A 25546-nucleotide genomic window follows, 5' to 3' on the forward strand; every position below is an offset into this window, starting at 1 on the left:
CCATCAGGCCGTTATGGGGAGCGGGTCGGTTCCCTCGCTCAAGATGGCGAGATATCGCCGGTAACTGAACACGCGCCCCCGTTTGCGCCCGGTGATTTCCTCAACGATGCCGAACCGTTCCAGATCGGCGAGTGCCGCATTAACTGTCGGTGCGGAAAGCCCTGTTTGTTGGACGAGCTGGTTGGCCGTCAGGAACGGGTTCTGCTGAAACAGATCATGGATACGCAGCGCGGAGCCTGCCCGGTCGCTCTCTGTCGTAATCCGCTCGCGGTCTTCCTTGAACAGATCAACAATACGGGTAGCGGCCTCGAACGCCTGATTGGCCGTATCCGCAACGCCGGTGAGGAAGAAATCAAGCCAGGCTTCCCATGCCCCGTGCTCGCGCACCTCCTGAAGAAGTCGGTAATAATCGGCGCGATGAGTTTTCAGGTACAAGCTCAAATAGAGGAGCGGCTTGCACAGCACACCGTTGACGCAGAGATACAACGTCACCAGCAAGCGGCCGATCCTGCCGTTGCCATCAAGGAACGGGTGGATGGTCTCGAATTGGACATGCAGCAGCCCGGCCTTTATGAGGGCGGGTAGACGGGAACCGTCCTCGTGCATGAAGCGCTCAAGCGCATCGAGACAACCGTCCATCTCGGTCGGCGGCGGCGGCACGAACAGCGCGTTGGCTGGACGTGAGCCGCCGATCCAGTTCTGAGACCGCCGAAACTCGCCGGGATTCTTCGTCCCGCCGCGTCCGCTTTGCAGCAAGCGTTCGTGCATCTCGCGGATCAAACGCAGTGACAGCGGTAGCTCTTCCAGCCGTTCCAGCCCATACATCATCGCATCGACGTAGTTTGAGACTTCGCGGATGTCGTCGATCGGCTGTCCCGCCTGCGCCTCGGTCTCGAAGCGGAGCAGGTCCGAAAGGGTTGATTGCGTTCCTTCTATCTGGGACGAAAGGACGGCCTCCTTCCGCACGTACATGTAGAGGAACAGTTCTTGGCGCGGCAGCAGCATAGTAATGCCGTCCAGGCGCCCCAAGGCACGTTCCGCCAGACTTAGCCGCTCTAGAAGGGCCAGCACGTCGATCGGCGGTTCCGGCGGCAGTGGAGGCGGCACGAAGGCACGCACGATTTCGCCCGCAACAGGGGTCTCGACAAAGCGGCCTAGCCGGAGGTTGGAAGCTGATTCGGGCATGCCCCATTATGCGGGCGCAGCGTTATTTAAGCAATTGGCACTTGGCTTAAATAGTAGTTGAGCTAAGGTAAGCGCTCTTAAATAACAGGCAGCACCATCATGGGCGGATACACGCAACGGGTTCGTGACAGTATTCTTCCGCTTTCAGTGGCGGGAAACCTGCCCGCTGCGTTCGACGAGTGGTCCTTCACCGACAACACAGTCGATCACGAGCAACCCGTCGAAACCTGTGAACTCTGCGGCCAGCAAGACCTTCGCTACCACTTCGAGATCGCCAATCACTATACCGATGCGACGCTTTGGGTCGGCTCCCACTGCATACTTCAATTCGACGTGGCGGTCATGGAGAAAGGGCGGCGCCTGTCGCCAGCCGAAGCGAAGCGCCACCTCACCAAGCTGACCCAGCAGATGCAGTTGGAATCCTGCATCCGCACACTTGAACAGCTTGCTACAAAAGAAAACAATCCGATCCTGTCGGGCGCTCTGGATTACTATCGCAAGAATAAGAAGCTCACCCCTAAATACGCCGCCGTCGTGTTCTGGAAGCTTCAGGCCTTCAACATCGATCATCACCCGTCGTTCTTCCAGATCGAGCTTCGTCGCGCCCAACATATCAACGATCTGAAACAAATGCCGACCGCGCGCGTCCATCGGTTCTGGACCGCGTTGACGACCGCCCAGCGTCGCAAGGCTGTTGAACTGGGTCATACCTCACCACAAGCTTAGGCTCAGGACTCATAGCCAGAACAGCACGGTAGCGGCGAGGGCTATGGCGGACAGGAAGACGTTCGGGCAGCGATCGTAGCGGGTTGCGACCCGCCGCCAATCTTTCAGGCGTCCGAACATGATTTCTATGCGGTTTCGCCGCTTGTAGCGTCGCTTGTCGTAGCGGATGGGCTCGGTGCGGGTTTTGCGGCCCGGGATGCACGGCGTGATCCCCTTGGCCTGCAAGGCGTCCCTGAACCAATCCGCATCGTAGCCCCTGTCGCCCAAGAGCCACTGGGCTCGGGGCAGACTGTCCTGGAGAGCGGCGGCCCCGATGTAGTCGCTGACCTGGCCCGCCGTCATGAACAGGCTGATGGGGCGTCCATTCGCATCGGTTACGGCGTGGAGCTTTGTGTTCATGCCGCCCTTCGTGCGTCCGATCAGCCGCCCAAGGCCCCCTTTTTTACCCGCAGGCTCGAAGCCGTGCGGTGCGCCTTGAGATAGGTCGCATCGATCATGACGGTGCGGCGTTCGGTCTGAGCCCCGGACAGGCCCTCCATCATCCGGATGAAGACACCAGCCTCGCTCCATCGCTTCCAGCGATTGTAGAGGGTCTTGTGCGGCCCGTAGGCCGCTGGCGCATCCCGCCAGCGCAGGCCGTTGCGGTTCACAAAGATGATCCCGCTCAGCACCCGGCGGTCATCCACGCGTGGCTTGCCGTGACTCTTGGGGAAGAAGGGTGCCAGCCGAGCCATCTGCTCGTCCGTCAGCCAATACAGGTCGCTCATAATCCAGACTCCTCAGGAGCCTGAATCAGATCGCGCCTCTCGGATCAATGGGTCCTGACCCTAGCGGCGAGGGTGTTTCGGGCCACGAGTATCGCCAGCTCCAGCAGGTGTGCAAGGATGTGGGTCGTTGAACATCGCAGGCCAATCCCGCACGCGTGATTGTTGGTGATGACGTCGCCGGTCTGCTCGTGGTGTTTGCCGATCATGTGGAAAAGTGGTTGGCCGCCACCGTCATCGCCGACATGGACGAGGACAGCGACGGATGGGTTTCCGTCGGCGGTCTGGGCGACCGCCTCCGTAACGCCTACCCGACTTCGACCAGCGCACCTATGGGCACGCCAAGCTGTCGGACCTGATCCGCGCCACGGGCCGGTTCGAGGTCCAGACCGGCGGCGGGGGCTCTATGCGGATACGCGACAAGGCCTGATCGACAGCGGGCGGCGCGCCTGTCGGCCGGAGCGTCGAGCGCCGGCCGGGCCGGTGGAGCAACGACCAGAGCGGGAACGCGTGGAGGGCTCTGCCGTTGTGCCCGGCACAGACCGCTGTCCAGCGACAGCCGTCGTCTTCGATCATCCGGGGTGGGGCTGTTTATGGCAGGTATGGGCGCAATGGCGGAGGTGGTTGTGGTCGGCGCAGGTCCGGCCGGCCTGACGGCGGCCCTCTATCTCGGGCGGTATCATCGCGATGTCGTCGTGGTGCATGATGGCTGCAGCCGTGCCCTGAGGATTCCCACGACGCACAATGCGCCGGGCTTTCCAGACGGCGTCGACGGCCCGGAACTGATCGACCGGATGACCCGCCACGCCACGTGCTATGGGGCGCGGATCGAGGAGGCGGAGATCGCCCGTCTGGAGACGTCCGGCGACGGTTTTCGGCTGACCGCCTCGGACGGGCGTCTATGGACGGCCCGCGCGGTGATCCTGGCGACCGGCATCCAGCTCAATCACGTCGACCTGGACCATGATGTCCATGAACAGGCGATCAAGGACGGGGTGCTGCGATATTGCCCGATCTGCGACGGCTATGAGCATACCGACGCCAGGATCGGGGTGATCGGCTGCGACAGCGATGGTGCGGCGGAGGCGTTGTTCCTGCGGCAGTATTCGCCTCACATCACACTCATGCCGCTCAGCCACCCCGAGCTGACGTCGGAACAGGCGGAAGAAATGCGCCGCGCAGGGATTACGGTCGTCACCGGAGAACTGGAAGCGCTGGAGCCCCATTCGGATCGTATGGAGGTGCGTTTGCGGGGCCATAAGGCGCCTTCGTCGTTCGATGTCATCTATCCGGCCTTGGGATGCCGGCCGCGCTCGGAACTGGCCGCTCAATTGGGGATCGACCTTGAGGAGGGCGGGTGTGTGCCGGACAGGGCTCTGGCCGACAGCGGCATGCCGGGCTTCTTCGCCGCCGGCGACGTGGTCCAGGGCCTGGACCAGATCAGCGTGGCCATGGGCCAGGGCGCGCTTGCGGCGACGCGCGCCCACAATTGGTTGCGAGAACAGGATCGTCACACGCTTCAGGCGGGGGGCGACTGAGAAACGCCCGGAAGCCGTCCAGGAACTTCGCCTTGTCTGGCGCGTATAAGTTGTCGGAAGCGCGTTCTGGGGGACAATAAAGACAATAGTCCTCCCGTCGCCCTCCTGTTCTGGGCTGGGAGAGGAAATAACCGTGGCGAGAAAGACGAAAGCGGCCGATCGGCCGATTGATAAGGCTAACTCTGCTGAAACGCGCGGCGCGGCAGGCGAACTTCATCAGACGGCGAGCGCAGACGTTGAGACCCTGACCACATCCCAGGGCGCGCCGGTCGCGGACGACCAGAACACCTTGCGCCACGGCGCGCGGGGCCCGGCGTTGATGGAGGACTTCCACTTCCGAGAGAAGATCTTCCACTTCGACCACGAGCGGATTCCCGAGCGTGTCGTCCATGCGCGCGGCTATGCGGCCCACGGCTATTTCGAATTGACCAAATCCCTGTCGGACGTCACCCGCGCCGACGTATTCCAGCGGGTCGACGAGCGCACGCCCGCCTTCGTGCGCTTCTCAACCGTGGCGGGGGCCAAGGGGTCGTTCGACCTGGCCCGCGACGTGCGCGGCTTCGCGGTCAAGATCTATACGAAGGAAGGCAACTGGGACCTGGTCGGCAACAACATCCCGGTCTTCTTCATCCAGGACGCGATCAAATTCCCGGATCTGGTTCACTCGGTGAAGGAGGCGCCCGACCGCGCCTTCCCGCAGGCGCAATCGGCCCACGACAATTTCTGGGACTTCATCTCCCTGACGCCCGAGAGCTTCCACATGATCATGTGGACCATGTCGGACCGGGCCATTCCGCGCTCGTACCGCTTCATGGAGGGGTTCGGCGTCCACACCTTCCGCTTCCTGGACGCGAACGACCGCTCAACCTTCGTGAAGTTCCACTGGAAGCCCAAGCTGGGCCTGCAGTCGGTGGCCTGGAACGAGGCGGTGAAAATCAACGGCGCCGATCCCGACTTTCACCGGCGTGACCTGTGGGACGCGATCTCGCAGGGCGATTTTCCCGAATGGGAACTGGGCGTCCAACTGTTTGACGAAGCGTTCGCCGAAAAGTTCGCCTTCGACGTCCTGGACCCCACCAAGATCATCCCGGAGGAGGAGGTTCCGGTCCGGATCGTCGGGCGGCTGGTGCTGGACCGGGTGGTCGACAACTTCTTCGCCGAGACCGAGCAGGTGGCGTTCATGACCCAGAACGTGCCGCCGGGCATCGACTTCTCGAACGATCCGCTGCTGCAGGGCCGCAACTTCTCCTATCTGGACACCCAGCTGAAGCGACTGGGCGGCCCGAACTTCACCCACATCCCGATCAACACGCCCAAATGTCCGATGGCCCATTTCCAGCAGGACGGGCACATGGCCATGCGCAACCCCAAGGGCCGCGCCAACTATGAACCCAACAGCTGGGGGCCTGAGGGCGGCCCGCGCGAGGACCCGGTGCGCGGTTTCCGCAGTTTCGCCGCTTCCGACGAAGGCCCGAAGGTCCGCCTGCGGCCCGAGAGTTTCGCCGACCACTACAGCCAGGCCCGGCAGTTCTACATCAGCCAGACGCCGGTCGAGCAGAAGCACATCGGCGACGCCCTGGTGTTCGAGCTGTCCAAATGCGAGCGCGAGGACATTCGCGCACGGGTAGTGTCGCACCTGATCCATATCGACAAGGGTCTTGCCGCGACGGTCGCCGACGGCCTGGGGCTCGACGTGCCCAAGCCCGCCAAGGCGGCGGCCAAGGTTGTGGACCTGCCGCCGTCCGACGCCCTCAGCATCCTCAAGAACGGGCCAGACAGTTTCGAGGGACGCAAGCTCGGCGTGCTGCTGACGGACGGCGCCGACGCGGACCTGTTCACGGCCCTGAAGACGGCGGTGGCGAAGGAGAAGGCCGTGCTGGAGGTGGTGGCGCCCAAGATCGCAGGCGTCACCCTGTCGGACGGAACCCACGTGCCCGCCCAGCAGAAGATCGACGGCGGGCCTTCGGTCCTGTTCGACGCCGTTGCGGTAATCGCCTCCAAGGACGGCGCGGCGCTTCTGGCCGGGGACGCCGCGGCCAAGGATTTCGTCACCGACGCCTTCGCCCACTGCAAGTTCATCGGCTATTCGGCCGAGGCGGCGGTGCTGTTCGACAAGACCGGCCTGGCCGACGACCTGGACGAGGCGTGCGTGCCGCTGAAGGCGAAGGCGGACGCCGCGACCTTCCTCAAGGCCTGCCGCGCGTTGCGCCACTGGCCGCGCGAGGCCGGGGTCGATCTCGACGCCAAGGGTTGACGCGTGTCGGGTTCATCGGGCGCGGCGCGTTACGCCATCGCCATTCCGGCGCGGAATGAAGAAGACCGCATCATCGCCTGCCTGACGGCCTGCGCCGTCGCCATGAGCGGCTGGCCCGAGCCGGGCGTGATCGTCCTGCTGGTCAACAACAGCGAGGACCGCACGGCTGAGGGGGCGCGGGCCTGGGCTGCGAAGTCCGGAATGGACATACGGATCGTCCAAACTGTTTTCCCCCTTGGACTGGCCGATGCCGGCATGGCGCGTCGGCGCGCTCTGGACCTGGCGCGTGAGATCGTGGGCTCGGCGGGCTATATGCTGACCACCGACGCGGACAGCTGTCCGCATCCCGATTGGGTGCGCGAAAGCCTGTCGCCGCTCACGTCCGGGCGGGCGGCGATGGTGTGCGGGTCCGTCAGTCTGGAGGCCGCGGAATACGCCCAACTGCCCGCCGACATCGTGCGGCGCGGCGATGTGGAGGCCCTCTACGGCGAGACGGCGCGTGAACTGACCAGTCTGCTGGACCCGGACCCGCTCAACCCGTGGCCTTTCCACGGACAGCAGTCTGGCGCCAGCCTGGCCATGACGGCGCAGGGTTACGATCGAGTCGGGGGTGCGCCGCTTAGGCCCTGCGGCGAGGATCGGGCCCTGGTCCGGCTGTTTCTCGAGCACGACCTGCCGGTGATTTACTCGGACGCCGCGCGGGTGGTGACCTCATGTCGGCTCAAGGGGCGAGCCGCGGGCGGCATGGCCGATACCATCGCCGCCCGGATCGCGGGGGACGTGCACCTGTGCGACGAAACCGTGGAGCCGGCCGACACGGTGTGGCTGCGTGCATCGCTGCGGGCTCGGCTGCGCGGGGCGCTGTCCAGTCCCGCCCATCAGGCGGCGCTTATGGCCGAGGCGGGCATGACGGTCGCCGAGATCGATGCCGCGCCCATCTTCACCGGCTTCGGCGCCCTGTGGGCCTTCGTGGAGGCCACGGCGCCCCGACTGGCGCGCCACAGTCGCATGACCTGGGACGAAATGGCGGCCGAAGCGCCGAGGCTGGAGGCGCTGCGGGATATGGCGGCGGCCGGCGGTAACCCGGAAGGGCTGCGCGCATGAGCCTGGCCCATGACGAGACTGCCCATCCGACCGAGACAGAAACCTGCAGTCTGACGGGCCTGATCCGCGCCATCGCCGATCGCGCCGCCTCGGCGGAGAGCGACCCAGAGGGGCTGAGTTGGGAGATGGCGTGGCTGGCCGAGGCGGGGCTGACCCAGGCCTGCCTGCCCCGGGCGTATGGCGGGGAGAGTCTAGCGATTGATGCTGCGCGCGTTGAAGACCTGTTCTCTATCCTGCGACGGCTGGGCCGCGCCAATCTCTCGGTCGCGCGACTGTTCGAGGGGCATGTCAATGCAGTGCGGCTGGTGGATCTGTATGGGGCGCCGGCTGTTCAGGAATCCGTGTTCGGCGCGGTGGGGCAGGGGGCCCTGATGGGCGTGTGGGGGGCCGACGGCCCGCGCCCGCTTGCCTATGAGCGAAACGGCGTCGGCCTGGTCCTGAACGGCGAGAAGCTGTTCGCGTCGGGCCTGGGACAGGTTGGCTACGCCGTGGTGACGCTGCGCGAGGCGGGGAGCGGAGAAGGTCCGGCCGAGGTGGCCGTGATCGATGTCTCCGACCCGGTGCGCCAGGACGCCGAACTGTGGACGGCCAGCGGCATGCGGGCCACGGCGTCGGGCCGGTTCCGGTTCGACGGGTTGCGGATCGAGGCGGATCATCGCCTGGGCCAGGCCGGAGACTATCAGCGCGAGCCGCATTTCGAGGGCGGCGTTTGGCGGTATTGCGCCGCGCATCTGGGCGGCGCAGAGGCCCTGGTCGATCTGTGGCGCGACGCATTGTCCTCGCGCGGGCGTCTGGACGATCCCCTGCAGCTGACGCGGCTGGGGCGCGCCGCCGCCCTATGCCGGGCCATGGCCGCGTGCATCCGGGCCGCAGCCCAACAGGTCGAGACCTGCGATCCGGGCTCCGAAAGCGCCGTCGAGATCGCCGTAGCCGACGTCCTGCTGGCACGTCAGTTCACCGAAGAGGCGTGCGTCGAGGTGCTGGCGCTGGCCGAAAAGAGCCTGGGAACGATGGCGCATGGGATAGGATCACCCATCGAACGGGTGCGGCGCGATCTGTCCCTGTTCATCCGCCAGGCGGCTCCGGACGCCAAGCTGATCCGCGCCGCGAGGATTATGGACCGGCATTGGGCCCAGGCATGGTGACGCCGCTGGCCGAGGGGCAGGTGTTGCGTCTCGCCCAGGATGCGCCCTCCGCTGCTCTGACTGATTTGACGGGGCCAGGCGCCGTTCTGGTGCTGAGCCCACATCCGGACGACGAGACCTTGGGCTGCGGCGCGGCGATCGCGGCGGCGTGCGCCGCGGGCGTGCGCGTCATCGTGGCCGTTCTGACCGATGGCGCGGGGTCGCATCCTCGATCCCGCGCCTATCCCCGGATTCGTCTCGCGGCCCTCCGGCGCGAAGAGGTGGCCGAGGCGGTGTCCCAACTCACACAGGGGCATGGCCGCGTCGTCCATCTCAACCACCCCGACCAGGGTCCGCTGAGCGTCGGCCAGCGCCGCGCCTATGCCGACAAGCTGGTGAGGCTTGTCGATGACGAAGCGGTTTCCGCTCTGTGGACCACGTGGGAAGGCGACCCTCACGTCGATCATCGCCGCGCCGCCCGGCTGGCCATTGATGTGGTTACGGAGCGGCCCCGCTTGCGGCTCTGGCGGTTTCCGGTCTGGGGCCGATTCACGCAGCGAGGCCTGCGACGAGGCGAAGCGATCCGCCGTTTCGAGGTCGGGGAATTCGGTCGCTGCAAGCGGGCCGCCCTGGCGGCGCACCGCTCACAGATGACACGCCTAATCCATGACGATCCGGACGGGTTCGTGATGGACGCCTCTACGCAGCAGCACTTCCTTGAAAGCCCAGAAATTTTCATCCGAGGAGGCGGCCATGTCTGAGCGCCGCGATCGGTTCGATGCTCTTTATGCCGAGAACATCGACCCATGGAATTTCGCCGCCTCCGCCTATGAGCGGGAGAAGTATCAGGCGACGCTGAACGCTCTCCCGCGAGACCGTTACAACAGCGGGTTGGAAGTCGGATGTTCCATCGGCGAGCTGACGCGCTTGCTGTCCTCTCGTTGCGACCACCTACTGGGTGTCGACGTATCCAACATCGCGCTTGAGGAGGCGCGCCGGCGCACGGCGGATTTGCCGAACATCAGCTATCAGCAGGCGGAACTGCCCGCCGCCTGGCCTGACGGCGTGTTCGATCTGATCGTATTGTCGGAAGTCCTCTACTTTCTGAGCGCCCGGGAAATCGTGGAACTGGCCGAGCGGGTCGGGCAGGCCCTGTCGCCGTCAGGCGACTGTCTCCTGGTGAACTTCACCTGTCCGATCGACGGCGGCATTCAAGGGGATGCGGCGGCTGAACTTTTCCTTTCCGAATGGGAGACGCATGGCTTCGAGCCGATTCCGCTCGCAGTAGGCGCCGCCAGCTACAGAATTGATTTGGCAAGGAAGCCTGCGGTGATGGCTCCCTAAGACCTGGATAGGAGGCAGCCCGCTTGGACGATGCCGTTCTGGCGGGCTTGGACGGCCGCCCGCACGGCGATTCCGACAAAGGCGGCAATGGCAGGGTCCGGCTGTAGGCCTCCCTTTCGTCAGTTAGGCCGAAGTAACCTTTCCGACGTGGAAACCCAAGCGCTTGAAGGCCCGGATCACGGGGTCACCACCGGAGAAATCGTCTGGTTCGAGTGGTTCGAATCCGCGCTGGTGACCATGCGCGGCAGCCGCTAGGCTCAGGACTCATAGCCAGAACAGCACGGTAGCGGCGAGGGCTATGGCGGACAGGAAGACGTTCGGGCAGCGATCGTAGCGGGTTGCGACCCGCCGCCAATCTTTCAGGCGTCCGAACATGATTTCTATGCGGTTTCGCCGCTTGTAGCGTCGCTTGTCGTAGCGGATGGGCTCGGTGCGGGTTTTGCGGCCTGGGATGCACGGCGTGATCCCCTTGGCCTGCAAGGCGTCCCTGAACCAATCCGCATCGTAGCCCCTGTCGCCCAAGAGCCACTGGGCTCGGGGCAGACTGTCCAGGAGAGCGGCGGCCCCGATGTAGTCGCTGACCTGGCCCGCCGTCATGAACAGGCTGATGGGGCGTCCATTCGCATCGGTTACGGCGTGGAGCTTTGTGTTCATGCCGCCCTTCGTGCGTCCGATCAGCCGCCCAAGGCCCCCTTTTTTACCCGCAGGCTCGAAGCCGTGCGGTGCGCCTTGAGATAGGTCGCATCGATCATGACGGTGCGGCGTTCGGTCTGAGCCCCGGACAGGCCCTCCATCATCCGGATGAAGACACCAGCCTCGCTCCATCGCTTCCAGCGATTGTAGAGGGTCTTGTGCGGCCCGTAGGCCGCTGGCGCATCCCGCCAGCGCAGGCCGTTGCGGTTCACAAAGATGATCCCGCTCAGCACCCGGCGGTCATCCACGCGTGGCTTGCCGTGACTCTTGGGGAAGAAGGGTGCCAGCCGAGCCATCTGCTCGTCCGTCAGCCAATACAGGTCGCTCATAATCCAGACTCCTCAGGAGCCTGAATCAGATCGCGCCTCTCGGATCAATGGGTCCTGACCCTAGCTGCGGCAATCAGGATGCGCGGTTTTCAGGTTCAGCGGCTTTTTCACATCCTGATCCAGTTTCTTGCCCGGCGCCCGCTGGCGCTCATGCCAGGCGGTGTGCTTGGGGGCGCTGCCCCCTGGCGCGGCGCAAGGGATCGCTGACGCTCGGCCGGGACGGTATCCCCAGCCTTCCTCCACGTCGTTCCTCCGTTCCGTCCAGGCCGGGTGATCCCCCTCCGTCCCGGCCGCCCTTGCTCCTTGCACCCCCCGGTCTCGGCGACGGCCAGGGTTGCAGCGCAGCGCTGCGCTCCAACCCAAGCCAATGAGGATCACGACTATGACCAACACCATCGAAACGACCGCCACGCTTGCCGAAGCCCCTGCCGCCGAAAACGGCGCGGCGCTGTTCGTGCCGCTGAACAAGTTGAAGAAGTCGCCCCGCAACGCCCGCAAGACCCCGCATAGCGGAGCCCATATCGAAGCGCTGTCGGCCAGCATCGCAGCCAAGGGGATGCTGCAAAATCTGGTGGTGGAGCCGGAGACGAACGCAGAGGGCGAGCCGACCGGCAGCTATTTCGTGACCATCGGCGAAGGCCGCAGGCTGGCGCAATTGCTGCGCTTGAAGCGCAAGCAGATCAAGAAAACGGAACCAATCCGCTGCGTTCTGGACACCGAGAACGACGCAGCGGAAATCAGCCTTGACGAGAACGTCACCCGCGAAGCCATGCACCCCGCCGACCAGTTCGAACGGTTCCGGGAGTTGGCGGATAATCGCGGATGGGGCGCGGAAGAGATCGCCGCCCGGTTCGGGGTTTCTGCCCATGTCGTGAAGCAGCGGCTTCGCCTTGGCGCTGTTAGCCCGAAGCTGATGCAGGTCTATCGGGATGGCGGCTTGTCGCTGGATCAGTTGATGGCCTTCGCCATCACCGAGGATCATGACCGTCAGGAGCAGGTTTTCGATAACCTGTCGTGGAACCGCGAACCCGCGACGATCCGGCGTGATCTGACCAAGGCGCATGTGGAGGCGACCGAACGGCGCGCGCGTTTCGTCGGGGCGGACGCCTATGCGGAGGCAGGCGGCACGATCATCCGCGACCTCTTCACCGAGGATCGGGGCGGCTATTTCGAGGATGCCATGTTGCTCGACCGGCTTGTCATCGGAAAGCTGGAAAACATCGCCGCCGAGGTGCAGGCCGCAGAAGGATGGAAGTGGACCGCCGCTCACATCGACTATCCCCATGCCCACGGCTTGCGCCGCAGCTATCCGCATCCGGTGGATTTGTCGGAGGAAGATGCCGCCTTCTATGACGCCGCGCAGGAGGAACTGGAGCGCCTGTCGGCAGAATGGCAGGATGCGGACGTCGACCATCCCGACGAGGTGGATCAGCGGCTTGGGCAGCTTGAAGCTGAGATCGAGCGGATCGACGCCAAGCGCCACGCCTATGATGCCGACGAGATCGCGCGCGGCGGTGTATTTGTCATCCTCAACCATGACGGTACGGCCCGGATCGAGCGTGGTTTCATCCGCGCCGAGGACGAAGCGCCGGAACCAGAGGCAGCGGAAAGCGCCATCTATGAAGTGGATGGCGTGACCGTCAACGCGGATGGGGAGATTGTCGGGGACGAGGGAAACGAGGACGAGCGGGCAGGTTCCGGGCTCGAGGCCGAGGACGAGGATGCCGGGGATGCGGGAAAGCCGCTGTCGGACCTTCTCATCCGCGATCTGACCGCCCATCGCACCCTTGGCCTTCGCCTCGCCCTTGGCGAGCAGCCGGATACGGCGCTTGTCGCCGTGGTTCATGCGCTGGCGGCGCAGACCTTCTATCGCGGCGGGGAAGCCTCCTGCCTCGAAATCCGGTTGACCAGTGCCTACCTCGCTTCCCACGCGGACGGCATTGAGGACACGCCCGCCGCAAAGGCATTGGCGGATCGTCATGCCGAATGGGCATCGGATATGCCCCGCGACGTAGCGGACCTGTGGGCCTTCGTCGCCGGTCTGGACCATGCGAGCCTCATGGCCTTGCTCGCGCATTGCGCATCGCTGACCGTCAATGCGGTCAGGGTTCAGTGGGAGCAGAAGCCGAACGCGCGCGCAACCACCGAGAAGCTGGCGACGGCGACGGTGCTGGACATGACGGCGCATTGGACCCCGACCGGGCAGACCTATCTTGGTCGCGTCACCAAGGCGCATATCCTCGCCGCAGTGCGAGAAGCCGTCAGCGATGAGGCCGCCGAGCGGATCGCGGGCTTGAAGAAGCCGGAGATGGCGCAGGCCGCCGAACAGATTCTGGCCGGAACCGGCTGGCTGCCGACCGTGCTGCGCACCGCGCAGCCTGCCGCCGAGCCGGAAGCCGACGCTTATCTGCAAGCCGCCGAGTGAGGGCCGGGCCGGGATTGCGCAAGTGGTCCCGGCCTTCCTGTTTTCCACCCTCGAAAAAATTTTGGTCGCGCGGGGATCGACCCCGCGCGACCGATCCGATGACCGTGGCCGTCATCGGTTCAGGAGGAACTTGCGATGATTGTGCTCATGTTGATGACCGTCGCGCTGGTCGCCGGTCTATGCGTCCTGGCCTATACGCTCGCCTTCTATGCGCTGCCCTTCATGCTCGGCGTGGAGGTGGCGCGTTGGGCCTATGCCTCCGGCTCCGGCCTGATCGGCGCGGGACTGGTCGGACTGGTAACAGGCGCTGTCGCCTATGGTCTGCTGATCGTCCTGTTCATGGCAGTGCGCCCGCCGATCCTGCGTCTCGCCGTCGCGCTTGCTTTCGCCGTACCTGCCGCTGTTGCGGGTTATGCGATGGTTCACGGCATCACACGCGAGGCCGTGCCGTCCGAGGTTTGGCGCACGATCTTCTGCCTGATCGGTGGCGGCGTCACGGGCCTGTCTGCATTGATGCGGTTTGTTGGCGACGTAAATCGAGACAAATGACCCGCCTTGTGCCGGGTGTTTATTATAAGATTAGTGTTTCCAGGCTTGATTGGCGTATATGTCGGAGTACTCAGGAACAGTGACGACCTCCATGCCTAGCCCTTCGAGAAAAACCCGCCGCTGTTTTTCATCCGCTGTACCTCTATCAACGAACCACGTCTTAGCAGCCCAATCGGGCCTCAGCTTGTGTAGGCGTGCCCGTTCCAGAAAAAGCCAGCGAAGGAAATTTTCGTCCTTTCCGAACCCAAAGCCGACGAGAATTAATGGGCAGAAGAAGAACACCTCCAGCCATGTATCGGAGCCAAGCCATAAGTTTTCATTGGTTTTTGCGTTAGCGCGGAGCCCATTACGATTGTACACCCAAGGACGCGCCCGCTGAACGGACCCCATATAGTGCGTGAGTCCAAGACGGATACTCATTTTGTATCGCATCATCCCGTGCGCGTGCCAGATCGCGAAGCTCGAACGGGGATTTCCAACTTCACGATCTGAGAAGTAACAATTCCAAGGATAGTAGTGGGTGAAATGCTCGCCACGTCGGTAGAATTGCGCGCCTACGGACTTGGAGAGGTTTTCATCGAAATTGACGGTGATAAGCGGCCTTTGATGCCGTCGTGCCCAGCCGACGATCTCCGCGTGGTGATCGCCAGGCATCCATTTGCCCATCAGTTTGCAGAATTCTTCCTGCAAATTGCTTCGATCCTCCTTTGGTCGAGCGAGATCAAGAATGTCGAAAAACTCAGTATTCGACATTTCCGCGGCATCGTGCTCGGTGAGGGCGAGACCCTGTTTTCGAGCCAGTTCGGCAAGAAGTTCGTTCCAAGATGAACTTGAGTTTCCATTATGCCGATTTATGCCGTTACCGATCAAAAGTGCCGGCGTTTCTCGATCTAATATCCTCGCTAGTTTATTCGGCATTTAAATTCTCCGGATGACATCCTCGTAGATGAGGAGCGTATGTGCACATGTACGCCAACAATAAATCTGAGTTTGGTTTCGGAGCCACGCTCATGAAGTGATTACATTGGATGAAAGGAAACATGGAGAGTTATGGCGTTTCCCTTCGGGCCGCGCTCTCGGCTGCGCCGGAACCACGCCGAGGAACGTGTTTCCGCCATTCGGCTTCGATCACTAACGCAAGAAGCGGCAGCGGATCTCTTGAAGCCCCGCAACAACGGGGAACGGTGTCTTGCCGCGGTCTCCAGCACGGCGGACTCAGGATTTGTAAGCCTCGCCCTTTCCATCGCCCGCAATAGCGGATCACGCTTGGAGCGACGGTCCATCCCGCATTGCCGTGTGATAGTGAGACCGGACGGGAACGCCCAATTCAGTAGCTCCAAACTCGTTGGCGTCCGCAATCCTTGAGGCATGACCGCAACCGTCGCCAGCGCCGACAGGAGAAGCCAGCCTCGTTCAGGAACAGCGCAGGCCATCCCAGGGATGCCATCCGCAGCTTCATCGCGTGACGGGGGCCGAGATCGCATCGTCGTTTCTCTGCCGTCCTGCAGGGGCGCACCTACGGCGTCCTCGAAAGGCATGGGTCTGACCGAAGACCGGCTTCGCCTCGATCATCCTCCCGCAACGTCCGTTACCGGCTTTTTTCCGCCGCGCGCGAACGCGCTTTGCATCGCGAAGCAAAAAAGCCGTCGTCGGTCGTCCTCCACTTCGTTCCAGCCCTTCAGGTGCGGGCTGATCGTCTCCGGTCTCACGACTGCCATCGAGGTCGCGATAGGCGTGGCCCGAGGAACGGAGACACGACAATGGCAACCATCGGCACCTTCACCAAGACTGCGATCGGCGACATCACCGGCACGGTCAAGACCCTGGCCCTCAACGTCAAGGCCAAGTTTGTCCCGGCCGAAGGCGAAAGCGAGCGCGGCCCCGACTATCGGATCTTCGCCGGCGCCACCGAGTTCGGCGCGGCCTGGAAGAAGACCGCCCGCGAAACCGGCCGCGAATATCTCTCGGTCAAGCTGGACGATCCGAGCTTCCCGGCCCCGATCTACGCCAGCCTAGTCGAGGACGAAGGCGGCGAGGCCCACAACCTCATCTGGTCCCGCCGCAGCGCAGACTGAGCCCGGAAACCTCCGAAGCCCCGCCTGAGTAGCGGGGCTTCTTCATGCTTGTCCGCGCCTTCAAGAGAATACGGCAATCAGGATATGCGGCTTTCAGGTTGTGAGGCTTTGCACATCCTGATCCGGTTTCTTGCCCGGCGCCCGCTGGCGCTCATGCCGGGCGGATTGCTTGGGGGTCTCCCCCTGGCGCGGCGCAAGGGATCGCTGACGCTCGGCCGGGACGGTATCCCCAGCCTTCCTCCACGTCGTTCCTCCGTTCCGTCCAGGCCGGGCGATCCCCCTCCGTCCCGCCCGCCCTTGCTCCTTGCACCCCCCGGTCTCGGCGACGGCCAGGGTTGCAGCGCAGCGCTGCGCTTCAACCCAAGCCAATGAGGATCAAGACCATGACCTATCGTCTCGCTACCCGGTTCGGCCGCAACTCTCACCAGATCAGTGGGCGTGAAGCCCTCGACAACGAAACCCTTTACCGCCACGTCCCGTCCATCTTCGCCCGCGAAGCGCATGACAGCCGTTCGCACAGATATGTTTATGTCCCCACCATCGAGATCGTCGAGGGGCTGCGCCGGGAAGGATGGTTTCCGTTCTTCGCCGTGCAGGCGGTGCCGCGTGACGGCGAGCGCATGGGCCATGCCAAGCACATGCTGCGCCTGCGCCGGGACGACGGCATCGGCAAGCCGGAGGCGGCGGAAGTCATCATCGTCAATTCACATGACGGGACGAGCGCCTATCAGATGTTTGCGGGCATGCTGCGTTTCGTCTGCACCAACAGCATGATTGCGGGCGAACGGTTCGAGGAAGTCCGCGTCCCCCACAAGGGCGGGATACAGGATCAGATCATCGAGGGCGTCTATACCGTGGCAGAGGATTTCCCCCGCCTGATCGACGCTACGGAAGGCATGAAAGACACGCGGCTTTCGTCCGACGAGCAGCGCGTGTTAGCCGAGGCGAGCCTTGTCGCCCGCTATGGCGAGGACGAAAGCCCGGTTCGCCCGGACCAAATCATTGCCCCGCGCCGCCGCGAGGATGTTGGGCAAAGCCTGTGGCAGACCTTCAACGTCATTCAGGAAAACCTCATCCGGGGCGGGATCAGCGGACGCCGCCAGACCGCCGATGGTCGCATCCGCCGCAGCCAGACACGCGCCATCAATGGCATCGACCAGAATGTCGGATTGAACCGCGCGCTCTGGACGCTTGCCGAGGGAATGCAGCGCCTGAAAACCGCCTGATCGCAAAGACGTAGAGCCGCCAATCCGGCTCTACGTCTTCCTGCCATTCCACAACATCGGTTTCCCGATTTTGCGCCGATCCGCTTTGGCGGATCGGCGGGCTTGCTGTGCAAAATGCGGCTCGCCGGGCTGGCCCGGCTCGCCAAGCCACATCCATTATGGTAGTAAAAAATTTACCATTTTCGATGTGTTTTCAAGATCATGGTATCTTGAAACAGTATCTGCAAAATATATCGAAGGTTGTTCATTCTTCACCTCTCTTGCGCTTGAGATGAGCGTAGATATGAGGTGACGCCATGCCGAGTTCAGACTGGCGCGCACCGGCAGCCTATGCACATGCAGATCATATTTCTGCTGCCGGTTTTGCCTGGGAATATCTTCGACGCGACGAAGCCTATCGTCGCGATTTTCGCCGGATGAAGGCGATCAGATCAGAAAACCCAAATGCTCGGATCGCGTTTTCCGAGCGCTGGGGGTTGCGATTTCGCGACCGATCCCGATCAACCTGCCGACCGCGCGCGACTGTTCTGGCTGCCGTCACTGCTGCCTGACGCTTTCGAGCTTCGCTCGTCGGTCGTCGGTGAGGCCGATCCTGCCGCCATGCCGGTCGATCTGGCAGAGTTGCCCGGTCTCGATCTCCGCAGCGCCGTGGACGGTGCATCGCATGGGCTCTGGCGTTCGTGCGATCTGACACATCAGTTCTGGCTCGCAGACCCGTTGCCGCGTAGTCATGGCGCGTTCTGCGTGGTGCTTCCGCTCGACATACTGCTGGAGCTACGCATTGCAGCGCTGCTGCGCTTTTGGCGTGCGCTCCAGCACCGCCCGCCCGGCGACTGGCGCCACGACCTTCCGCCGCAAACCCGTAGTCGGCATGTCCTCACTTTGCGGGCTTTGGACGGAAAGCTCGATGGCGCCAGCTATCGGCAGATTGCTGAATCGCTTCTCGGCTTTCACGGACGCAAGGCCGATTGGGAAACCGACCCGCGCAAGAATCAAATTCGGCGTCTGGTCGCGGATGGTCTCCATTACATGCGCGGCGGCTATCGTGACCTGCTGCACTATCCCGTTCGCCTTCCTCCGCATCGTTGATTCTTGCTCCGCTCGGATCGGAGCGACCGGGGTGCCGGAATCGCACCCCCTTGATTCCGGCACGCTGCAAGCCGCCGGTTCTCCGCCACGGTTCGCCATAGCCCGCTGCCGCCCTCGGCAGCCCGCTCGAACCCGACCGGAGATCCGATCATGATAGACCCGAAGACGGGGCTGCCGCCCCGATACTTGCGCGCGCCCGATGCGGCCCGCTTCCTCGGCATTTCCATCCGCACGTTGGAAAAGCACCGCACCTACGGCACCGGCCCGACCTATCGCAAGATCGGCGGACGGATCGTCTATTCCGTCGATGACCTTCAGGCGTGGACCAAAGACGGCATCCGCAAGTCCGCGTCCGAGAAGACCGCCACGCGCGTCTTCCCGGCTCGTCCACTGACCCCTGCCGAAAAGGCGTCCCGCTGAATGCCGGGCGCCGACCATCACGCCCGGCAGCACCTGGGAGAGCGCAGCGAACGCGAACGGCTCGATCCGTTCGTGGTGGCCACCGGCGATGCCAGCCCCCGCGATCAGCGCGATCTCATGGAGCGGCCCTTCTTCTCGCTTGCCAAGGCCAAGCGCATCGCCCCGATCCTTTATGAATCCGGCGGGCAGCGCGTCGAAGTCTTTGGGATGCCCGAACACGGCATGGCGACGATCTGGGACGCCGACGTGCTCATCTGGGCGGCCAGCCAGATCGTCGAGGCCGAGAACCACGGCCTGCGCACGTCGCGCTTCCTGCGCTTCACGCCCTATCAGCTCTTGCAGGCGGTTGGCCGCGCCACCGGCGCGCGCGAATATCGCCTGCTGAAGGGCGCGCTCGCCCGTCTGCAATCGACGGTGATCCGCACCACCATCCGCCACGGCGAGCATTGGCGGCGGCATCAATTCTCCTGGATCAACGAATGGGAAGAACTGACCACCCGTGACGGCCGCGTCGAGGGCATGGAGTTCGTCCTGCCCGACTGGTTCTATCGCGGCGTCATCGACCGTTCGCTGGTCCTGACCATCGACCCCGACTATTTCCGGCTGACTGGCGGGATCGAACGCTGGCTCTACCGTGTCGCCCGCAAGCACGCCGGCCACCAGCAACATGGCTGGTTGTTCGAGATTGCCCACCTCCACGAGAAGTCGGGCAGCCTCGCGCGCATCTCCGATTTCGCGCTCGACCTGCGCCGCATCGCCGCCCGCCAGCCGCTGCCCGGCTACCGCCTCGACATCTGGCGCGAAGGGCGACGGGAAATGATGCAAATCCGCCCTTCCGGTCTGTTCACAGTGCCTGTGGATAACGGTGTGGAAGCGCTCGTGACTTCGGGCGCAAGCGGTATCGGGACTTCGGGCGCAGGACTATCGGGATTTCGGGCGCATGAACCGCAGTTAAGTCTCTGGCCTGAAACGCGGAATCCGACTGCTAACTTAGAGTCTAACAAAGAATCTAACTCTTCTTCTTTGACGCGCACGCACGCGAGGCACGGTGCCGGTGCCACTCGGCGAGGTGCGCCATGATCGTCGCGCTCCTCAATCAGAAGGGCGGCGTCGGCAAAACGACGCTGGCGCTGAACCTAGCCGGAGAATGGGCGCGGCAGGGCAAGCGCGTCACGCTGATCGACGCGGACCCACAAGGCTCTGCGCTGGACTGGTCGCAGCAACGCGCCCGAGAGAGGCTGGCCCGCACATTCGGCGTCGTCGGTCTGGCCCGCGATATATTGCACCGGGAAGCACCGGCGCTGGCGGGCAACGCCGATCATGTCGTCATCGACGGGCCGCCGCGCATCGCCGCCTTGATGCGCTCGGCGCTGCTCGCGGCCGACCTGGTGCTGATCCCCGTGCAGCCATCGCCGCTTGACGGCTGGGCCTCGGCGGAAATGCTGGCGCTTATCACCGAGGCCCGCATCTACCGCCCCGAACTGGTCGCGCGCTTCGTGCTCAACCGATGCGGTGCGCGCACCGTGCTCGCCCGCGAGACGGCCGAGACGCTGGCCGATCACGATCCGCCAGTGCTTGCCGCCACCATCGGACAGCGCATCGCCTTCGCCGTCGCCGCACAGTCGGGGCGGCTGGTGTCCGAACTGGACAACGATACGCCCGCCGCACGCGAGATCACGGTGCTGGCAGCGTCGATCGACGCCCTCGGCATCAAGAGGGTAGCGCCGTGAGCGAGCGTCCGCCCCGTCGCGGCTTCGCCGCCCGTCCTGCCGATCCCGAACACTGGATCAAGGCGGCGAACGCTCCGCCGCGTGATGCCGATCCGGCCAGTTTCACGGCGCGGCTCACCATCGACGTGACGCCCGAGCTGCGCGGCCGGATCAAGATCGCCGCGTTCCGGCGCGGCATCACCGTCGCCGACATGCTGCGCGATCTGCTCGCGCGCGAATTTCCCCTAAACCCCGAAAGAGATCCATCATGACCAGCGCCGCGGTGCCCCGCGCGCGCGGCGGCCTCATGCCGTCCGCGTTGCCATCCGACAGCCTTACCCATGTCGAACTGACGCATATCGAGAAGCGGATCGAGAACTGGATCAGGTTCGGCCGAGAGGTCCACGAACAGGTGCTGGACCGCAGGCGGCGCGTCTTCTCTTATCGCCCCGGCAGCATCTTCGCCTTCGTCCGCTGGGCCGCCAACGACTTCGGCACCATCATCTCGCGCATCGACATCGTGCGCGTCGTTGAGCCGGGAGAAGCATACCAGACGCTGCCTTTCGTGCGCCCTGGCGGCGACATTCTGCTCAAGATCGAAGGCTGGCCCAAGGTCGAACAGGTGATCCGCCATATCGACGCGGTGGAGGCTGCCGGCATCGACGCTTGCGAGGTCGCGCCCGACCACTGGCGGCATGTCGGCAACCGTATAGGCGCCGGTCATACGCCGCGCCCCTACACGGCGGATCGTCATCAGGCGTGGCTCAAGCGGCGGGAGATTGAGCAATGACCCGCTTCGGCTACGTCATGGTGACGTATTTCGCGACGATGGGCGTCGCCATCGCCGCATTCATTCCGACGCCTTTGCGCCTCGTCTGGAACGCCTCGGCCAGCGTGCCGATCGGTCTTTACGACCTCGAACGCCCAAGCGACGTGGCTGTCGGCGATCTGGTCGCCGTCATGCCGGACAAGCCGCTCACCGATTTCATGGTCGAGCGTGGCTATATCGGTCGCGACGTGCCGCTGATGAAGCGCGTCATGGGGCTGCCCGGTCAACGGGTTTGCCGCACCGGCAGCGCCGTGACCATCGATGCCGTGCCGCTGGGCGATGCACTCGACCGCGACCGGCACGGTCGCGAACTGCCGGTCTGGCAGGGCTGCCGCCGCATCGCGGATGGCGACATCTTCCTAATGAATCCCGACGTGCGCGACAGCCTGGACGGTCGCTATTTCGGTCCGATCCCGGCGCGCACCGTCATCGGCAAGGCGACGCCGCTCTACACCGACGAAAACGGCGACGGCCGGTTCGTCTGGCGTGCGGCGACACGCTGACCACCGCTCTCATTCCCTCACCAACGCAATCACAAGGAGGTTTCCATGCCGCAAATCGGCACATTCACGCGCGAGCAATCCGGCTTCACCGGCCGCATCCACACCTTCACCATCTACCGCGAAATCACCGTCGTTCCGGCCGAGCCGTCCGACGCCGAGAACGCGCCTGACTACCGCATCCACCACGGCAATGACGAAGGCCCGGAGATTGGCGCGGGCTGGAAGCGCACCGGCGAGCGTGCCGGCGAATATATCGCGTTGCTGATCGACGATCCCGCTTTGCCGCAGCCGATCCGCGCCAACCTGTTCCGCGACGACGACGCCGGCAGCGCATGGTCGCTGCACTGGAGCCGCCCGCAAAAGCGCGATGGGAAGGACTGACGCCATGCGAACCGTCAGCCAGCGCGCCTGTGCGATCCTCTTCAGATCGGTCATCCCTCTGTTCGTGGGAAAGCCGTCTCATCCCTCCGTCCCGCTCGAACGCAGGTCGGTCGGCGCGCACAGCGCAGGTCAAGGGCGGCCATTGGCCGGCGCTTTGCGCGTACCCTTGACCGCAGCGAGCACGCTGATAGGCTGGCTTCGTAGCGGAGAAGGTGCGCCTGTCCGAGGCGCGCTCCTGATGCTGGCGGGATTGCTCGCTTCCGCCATACCCGTTGCCGTCGTGGCGCAGCCTCAATCGGCGGAGCGTGCGGCAACCTCCGATCCCTATGCTGCCCATATCACGGAAGCCTCGCAGCGCTTCGGCGTTCCGATGGCATGGATCAGGGCGGTGCTGCGCGCCGAAAGCGCGGGCGATCCACGCGCCATCTCTTCGGTCGGTGCGATGGGGCTGATGCAGATTATGCCCGCCACATGGACGGAACTGCGCGTCCGGCATCGGCTCGGCGGCGACGCTTACGATCCGCGCGACAACATTCTTGCTGGCACGGCCTATCTGCGCGAGTTGCATGATCGCTACGGCAGTGTCAGCGCCATGCTCGCCGCCTACAATGCCGGCCCTAGTCGCTATGAGGCGTCGCTTTCCGGTCGGCCATTGCCCGCTGAAACCCGCGCCTATGTCGCAGCCATTGCGCCGATCATAGACGGCGGCGCGATCGTTACGCCTGTCGCGGTCGCGGCGGCTGATCCGCTCGCATGGACGCGCGCGCCCTTGTTCATCGCGCAGCCGGATCGCCATTCCGCAGCCGATCCCGTGCAGGTCGAGCGCACCTCGAACGACAGGCCCGCGACCGTCACCGTGCGCGATGTTTCCGCCATCGTGCCGCAGTCCGGTGGCCTCTTCGTCGCGCGGGCGAGCACCGGGCCGCAGCCATGAGCACCATGGTCGGCGGCATCGTGTGGCTGGTTTCAGTGTGCAGGGGATGGGGCTGGCGACAGTCTCATCCCTGGGCAGGAGAGGCAGGACGGAAAGGCAGGCGGGAGGGCAAGATTAAAGCGGACGGCACCCTATGGGTCCGATCCGGGGGGCAAGCCCTTGTCTGCACACTGTTTGGGGCGGCACCGTCGCCGGGCCTTCATGGTGCCGCGAAGCGCGGCAAACCCAGTATCTCCGGCGTTTCTCGCGGCACTCTTGCCCGAAATCGGCGGTTTCGGATGGCTCAGCCATGAGCACCGACGACGACAACCGCTTCCGGCCGAGGCCCGGCCGTGTGCGCTCTGACGCGCCGAAGGCCGGTCGTCAGGCCAAGAGCTTCCTCAGCAAGGTTCGCAAGATTGCCCGCCAGCAGCAGGCCGCGTCAGGTCGAAGCCGGTCGGCGAAAGGCGGCGGCGCCAATCGTGCCGCAAAGGGCAAGAACATGATCGCCTCCGGCCGGGGCGTCCAACGCGGGCGCGGCGCGGCCTTCGTGCGCGCCCGCAATCTGTCGGGCGGTTGGAACCATCGCCAGCCCGGCAGTCGCCGCGTTATCGTCAAATCGCGGTCTGTTCGCGGCGCGGGCAAGAGCGGCAAGGCCGCCGCGCATCTGCGTTACATCCAGCGCGACGGCACGTCCCGTGACGGGGAACGTGGGCAGCTTTATTCGGCGGCAGATGACCGCGCCGATGGCGATGCCTTTCTCGATCGCGGCAAGGACGATCGCCACCAGTTCCGCTTCATCGTCTCCCCCGAGGATGCCGCCGATCTTGCTGACCTCAAGGACTATACCCGCGAACTGATGGCGCAGGTCGAAGCCGATCTGGGCACCAAGCTCGATTGGGTCGGCGTCAATCACCACAACACCGGCCATCCCCATGTCCACGTCATCGTCAATGGCCGCGATGCCTCGGGCGAGGATCTCGTCATCAACGGTGACTATCTCGCGGGCGGAATCCGCGAGCGGGCGAGCGAACTGGCGACGCTGGAACTCGGCCCCGTCACCGAGATCGAGCAGCGCCGAAAGCTCATGACGGAGATCGATCAGGACTGGCTCACTCGCATCGACCGGGCGATGATCGCGGAAGCCGATGCGCGTTTGATCGACCTGCGCCATGAACCCGACGATCTGCGCGGCCAGTCAGACCGGACCATGCGGCTGCGCCGTCTCGGCAAGCTCGGCGACATGGGACTCGCGACCGAACACGCGCCGGGCGTCTGGGAATTGAGCGAGCGGCTGGAGCCGACCCTGCGCGAGATGGGCGAGCGCGGCGACATCGTCCGCACCATGCAGAAGGCGCTCCGGGCCGAGGGCGCGGAACGCGATCCGATGAGCTTCGAGATTCACGATGCCGCGCCAGCGGCGCCGATCGTCGGCCGCGTCATCGACAAACATCTGTCGGACGAGCTGGGCGAGAATCTGACGCTGGTGGTCGATGGGATCGACGGGCGCACGCACCACATCTCCGGCGTCGACCCGGCCCGCGTCGAGGACGCCCACGTCGGCAGCGTCATCGAGATCGGGCCGCCCGACAGTGCAGGCCGTCCGTCCGATCGCGCTATCGCCGGCATGGCCGAAGACGGCATCTATCGGCCGAGCCGGCATCTGGAGCAGGCCCGGTTCGACGGCCGTGTGCCGGGTGGGGACTATGAGGGTTTCGTCGATGCACATGTCCGTCGCCTGGAGGCGTTGCGGCGGGCCGGGATCGCGGAGCGGATCGACGCCGATCAATGGCGCATCCCGGAGGATTTCGAAGCGCGCGCCGCCGCTCATGACGCGGGCCGGAATGCCCGTGCCAATATCCGCGTCCTATCGACCTTCGACCTCGAGCGCCAGATTGGATCGGATGGCGCGACCTGGCTCGACCGACGGCTGGTCGGTGCGAGCACGTCGGAGCTGTCGTCGTCGGGGTTCGGCGAGCAGGTGCGCGAGGCGATGGAACGTCGGCGCGATAACCTGATCGACAGGGGCGACGCCATCCGTCAGACGGACGGCCGCATTGCTTATCGGCGCAATCTGATCGCGACGCTTCAGGAGCGGGAAGTGGCCCGTGCCGGAGCTGAGATGGCTGCGAAAAAGGGGACACCGTTTCGCACCGCCATTGATGGCGAGACCGTTACCGGCACTCTCACCGGGACCGTGCAGCTATCGAGCGGCAAGTTCGCCATCGTCGAAAAGTCCCACGAGTTCACCCTTGTCCCGTGGCGGCCGGTCATTGACCGTCAGCTTGGACGTGAGGTGTCGGGCGTCGTGCAGGGCGGATCGGTATCATGGCAGTTGGGGCGGCAGCGGGGATTGGGTTTGTGAG

The 25546-nt window shown here is 64.4% G+C and carries 28 protein-coding genes; 24 read left to right on the forward strand and 4 right to left on the reverse strand.

Translation table 11 applies throughout. The features are described from left to right. Positions 1–3: 3 nt before the first annotated feature. On the reverse strand, positions 4–1185 hold the full coding sequence (locus N5D22_RS04295; protein WP_279654542.1) for a Fic family protein: 1182 nt from the start codon (positions 1183–1185) through the stop codon (positions 4–6). A 99-nt stretch (positions 1186–1284) separates the two neighbouring features. On the opposite strand from N5D22_RS04295, the gene N5D22_RS04300 reads away from it, so the two are divergent. Further along, positions 1285–1911, forward strand: coding sequence for a hypothetical protein (locus N5D22_RS04300; RefSeq protein ID WP_279654543.1), 627 nt, complete (start codon positions 1285–1287; stop codon positions 1909–1911). A gap of 9 nt (positions 1912–1920) precedes the next feature. Here the strand turns inward: N5D22_RS04300 and N5D22_RS04305 are convergent. Next, positions 1921–2678 (reverse strand): IS5 family transposase gene (locus tag N5D22_RS04305; protein ID WP_279654544.1). Its coding sequence is split into 2 segments (ribosomal slippage): positions 1921–2357 and positions 2357–2678, totalling 759 coding nucleotides; the frame shifts between segments, so codons are not numbered across the junction. Positions 2679–2833: 155 nt separating this feature from the next. On the opposite strand from N5D22_RS04305, the gene N5D22_RS04310 reads away from it, so the two are divergent. From N5D22_RS04310 to N5D22_RS04345, 8 genes are all read left to right on the forward strand, one after another. Next, positions 2834–3034 (forward strand): hypothetical protein, encoded by a 201-nt coding sequence (locus N5D22_RS04310; protein WP_026108295.1) that lies wholly within the window; start codon positions 2834–2836, stop codon positions 3032–3034. Then, positions 3031–3105, forward strand: a complete 75-nt coding sequence (locus N5D22_RS04315; protein WP_234287979.1) for a hypothetical protein — start codon at positions 3031–3033, stop codon at positions 3103–3105. The genes N5D22_RS04310 and N5D22_RS04315 overlap by 4 nt, the downstream gene beginning before the upstream one ends. A gap of 181 nt (positions 3106–3286) precedes the next feature. Next, the gene (locus N5D22_RS04320) at positions 3287–4213 is read left to right on the forward strand and encodes an NAD(P)/FAD-dependent oxidoreductase (protein ID WP_200216375.1); all 927 of its coding nucleotides are present in this window, start codon (positions 3287–3289) and stop codon (positions 4211–4213) included. 133 nt (positions 4214–4346) lie between these two features. After that, positions 4347–6467 (forward strand): catalase, encoded by a 2121-nt coding sequence (locus N5D22_RS04325; protein ID WP_279654546.1) that lies wholly within the window; start codon positions 4347–4349, stop codon positions 6465–6467. A 3-nt stretch (positions 6468–6470) separates the two neighbouring features. Next, positions 6471–7571, forward strand: coding sequence for a glycosyltransferase (locus tag N5D22_RS04330; protein ID WP_279654547.1), 1101 nt, complete (start codon positions 6471–6473; stop codon positions 7569–7571). Next, positions 7568–8716 (forward strand): acyl-CoA dehydrogenase, encoded by a 1149-nt coding sequence (locus N5D22_RS04335; RefSeq protein WP_279654548.1) that lies wholly within the window; start codon positions 7568–7570, stop codon positions 8714–8716. The genes N5D22_RS04330 and N5D22_RS04335 overlap by 4 nt, the downstream gene beginning before the upstream one ends. Next, on the forward strand, positions 8710–9456 hold the full coding sequence (locus N5D22_RS04340; protein WP_017504326.1) for a PIG-L family deacetylase: 747 nt from the start codon (positions 8710–8712) through the stop codon (positions 9454–9456). Before N5D22_RS04335 ends, N5D22_RS04340 begins: the two co-directional genes overlap by 7 nt. Continuing rightward, positions 9449–10039 (forward strand): SAM-dependent methyltransferase, encoded by a 591-nt coding sequence (locus tag N5D22_RS04345; protein WP_017504327.1) that lies wholly within the window; start codon positions 9449–9451, stop codon positions 10037–10039. The genes N5D22_RS04340 and N5D22_RS04345 overlap by 8 nt, the downstream gene beginning before the upstream one ends. Before the next feature lie 264 nt (positions 10040–10303). Here the strand turns inward: N5D22_RS04345 and N5D22_RS04350 are convergent. After that, positions 10304–11061 (reverse strand): IS5 family transposase gene (locus N5D22_RS04350; RefSeq protein ID WP_279654549.1). Its coding sequence is split into 2 segments (ribosomal slippage): positions 10304–10740 and positions 10740–11061, totalling 759 coding nucleotides; the frame shifts between segments, so codons are not numbered across the junction. A 382-nt stretch (positions 11062–11443) separates the two neighbouring features. Between N5D22_RS04350 and N5D22_RS04355 the strand changes: the two genes are divergently transcribed. Next, the gene (locus tag N5D22_RS04355) at positions 11444–13486 is read left to right on the forward strand and encodes a ParB/RepB/Spo0J family partition protein (RefSeq protein ID WP_279654550.1); all 2043 of its coding nucleotides are present in this window, start codon (positions 11444–11446) and stop codon (positions 13484–13486) included. A gap of 135 nt (positions 13487–13621) precedes the next feature. Then, positions 13622–14035 (forward strand): hypothetical protein, encoded by a 414-nt coding sequence (locus tag N5D22_RS04360; protein WP_279654551.1) that lies wholly within the window; start codon positions 13622–13624, stop codon positions 14033–14035. 30 nt (positions 14036–14065) lie between these two features. Here the strand turns inward: N5D22_RS04360 and N5D22_RS04365 are convergent, their stop codons facing one another. After that, positions 14066–14953: a hypothetical protein gene (locus tag N5D22_RS04365; RefSeq protein ID WP_279654552.1), complete on the reverse strand. Its 888-nt coding sequence runs from the start codon at positions 14951–14953 to the stop codon at positions 14066–14068. 842 nt (positions 14954–15795) lie between these two features. Between N5D22_RS04365 and N5D22_RS04370 the strand changes: the two genes are divergently transcribed. From N5D22_RS04370 to N5D22_RS04430, 13 genes are all read left to right on the forward strand, one after another. Continuing rightward, positions 15796–16110, forward strand: coding sequence for a DUF736 domain-containing protein (locus tag N5D22_RS04370; RefSeq protein ID WP_279654553.1), 315 nt, complete (start codon positions 15796–15798; stop codon positions 16108–16110). 383 nt (positions 16111–16493) lie between these two features. Further along, on the forward strand, positions 16494–17336 hold the full coding sequence (locus tag N5D22_RS04375) for a DUF932 domain-containing protein (RefSeq protein ID WP_279654554.1): 843 nt from the start codon (positions 16494–16496) through the stop codon (positions 17334–17336). A 296-nt stretch (positions 17337–17632) separates the two neighbouring features. Next, positions 17633–17887, forward strand: coding sequence for a DUF6499 domain-containing protein (locus N5D22_RS04380; protein WP_279654555.1), 255 nt, complete (start codon positions 17633–17635; stop codon positions 17885–17887). After that, the gene (locus N5D22_RS04385) at positions 17781–18425 is read left to right on the forward strand and encodes a DUF2285 domain-containing protein (protein WP_347881140.1); all 645 of its coding nucleotides are present in this window, start codon (positions 17781–17783) and stop codon (positions 18423–18425) included. Before N5D22_RS04380 ends, N5D22_RS04385 begins: the two co-directional genes overlap by 107 nt. 150 nt (positions 18426–18575) lie before the next feature. Further along, a complete protein-coding gene (locus tag N5D22_RS04390) occupies positions 18576–18845 on the forward strand; it encodes a helix-turn-helix domain-containing protein (RefSeq protein ID WP_279654557.1) in 270 nt (89 codons plus the stop codon). Continuing rightward, complete coding sequence (locus N5D22_RS04395) at positions 18846–19925, forward strand: replication initiator protein A (protein ID WP_279654558.1); 1080 nt, start codon at positions 18846–18848, stop codon at positions 19923–19925. Then, a complete protein-coding gene (gene parA, locus N5D22_RS04400) occupies positions 19922–20575 on the forward strand; it encodes a ParA family partition ATPase (RefSeq protein ID WP_279654559.1) in 654 nt (217 codons plus the stop codon). Before N5D22_RS04395 ends, parA begins: the two co-directional genes overlap by 4 nt. Further along, entirely contained in the window at positions 20572–20826 is a 255-nt protein-coding gene (locus tag N5D22_RS04405; RefSeq protein WP_279654560.1) for a hypothetical protein, read from the forward strand. Before parA ends, N5D22_RS04405 begins: the two co-directional genes overlap by 4 nt. Then, positions 20823–21344 carry a DUF2840 domain-containing protein gene (locus N5D22_RS04410; RefSeq protein ID WP_279654561.1) on the forward strand — a complete coding sequence of 174 codons (522 nt, stop codon included), beginning with the start codon at positions 20823–20825 and terminating at the stop codon, positions 21342–21344. Before N5D22_RS04405 ends, N5D22_RS04410 begins: the two co-directional genes overlap by 4 nt. Then, the gene (locus N5D22_RS04415) at positions 21341–21886 is read left to right on the forward strand and encodes a S26 family signal peptidase (protein WP_279654562.1); all 546 of its coding nucleotides are present in this window, start codon (positions 21341–21343) and stop codon (positions 21884–21886) included. Before N5D22_RS04410 ends, N5D22_RS04415 begins: the two co-directional genes overlap by 4 nt. A 45-nt stretch (positions 21887–21931) precedes the next feature. Further along, the gene (locus N5D22_RS04420) at positions 21932–22267 is read left to right on the forward strand and encodes a DUF736 domain-containing protein (RefSeq protein ID WP_279654563.1); all 336 of its coding nucleotides are present in this window, start codon (positions 21932–21934) and stop codon (positions 22265–22267) included. A 4-nt stretch (positions 22268–22271) separates the two neighbouring features. Further along, entirely contained in the window at positions 22272–23201 is a 930-nt protein-coding gene (locus tag N5D22_RS04425; RefSeq protein WP_279654564.1) for a lytic transglycosylase domain-containing protein, read from the forward strand. Between the two features lie 289 nt (positions 23202–23490). Further along, positions 23491–25545, forward strand: coding sequence for a DUF3363 domain-containing protein (locus tag N5D22_RS04430; RefSeq protein WP_279654565.1), 2055 nt, complete (start codon positions 23491–23493; stop codon positions 25543–25545). Position 25546 lies beyond the last annotated feature (1 nt).

It is taken from the genome of Agrobacterium sp. GD03872, from assembly GCF_029840625.1.
In the GTDB taxonomy this organism is placed as follows: Bacteria; Pseudomonadota; Alphaproteobacteria; order Rhizobiales; family Rhizobiaceae; genus Agrobacterium; species Agrobacterium fabrum_A.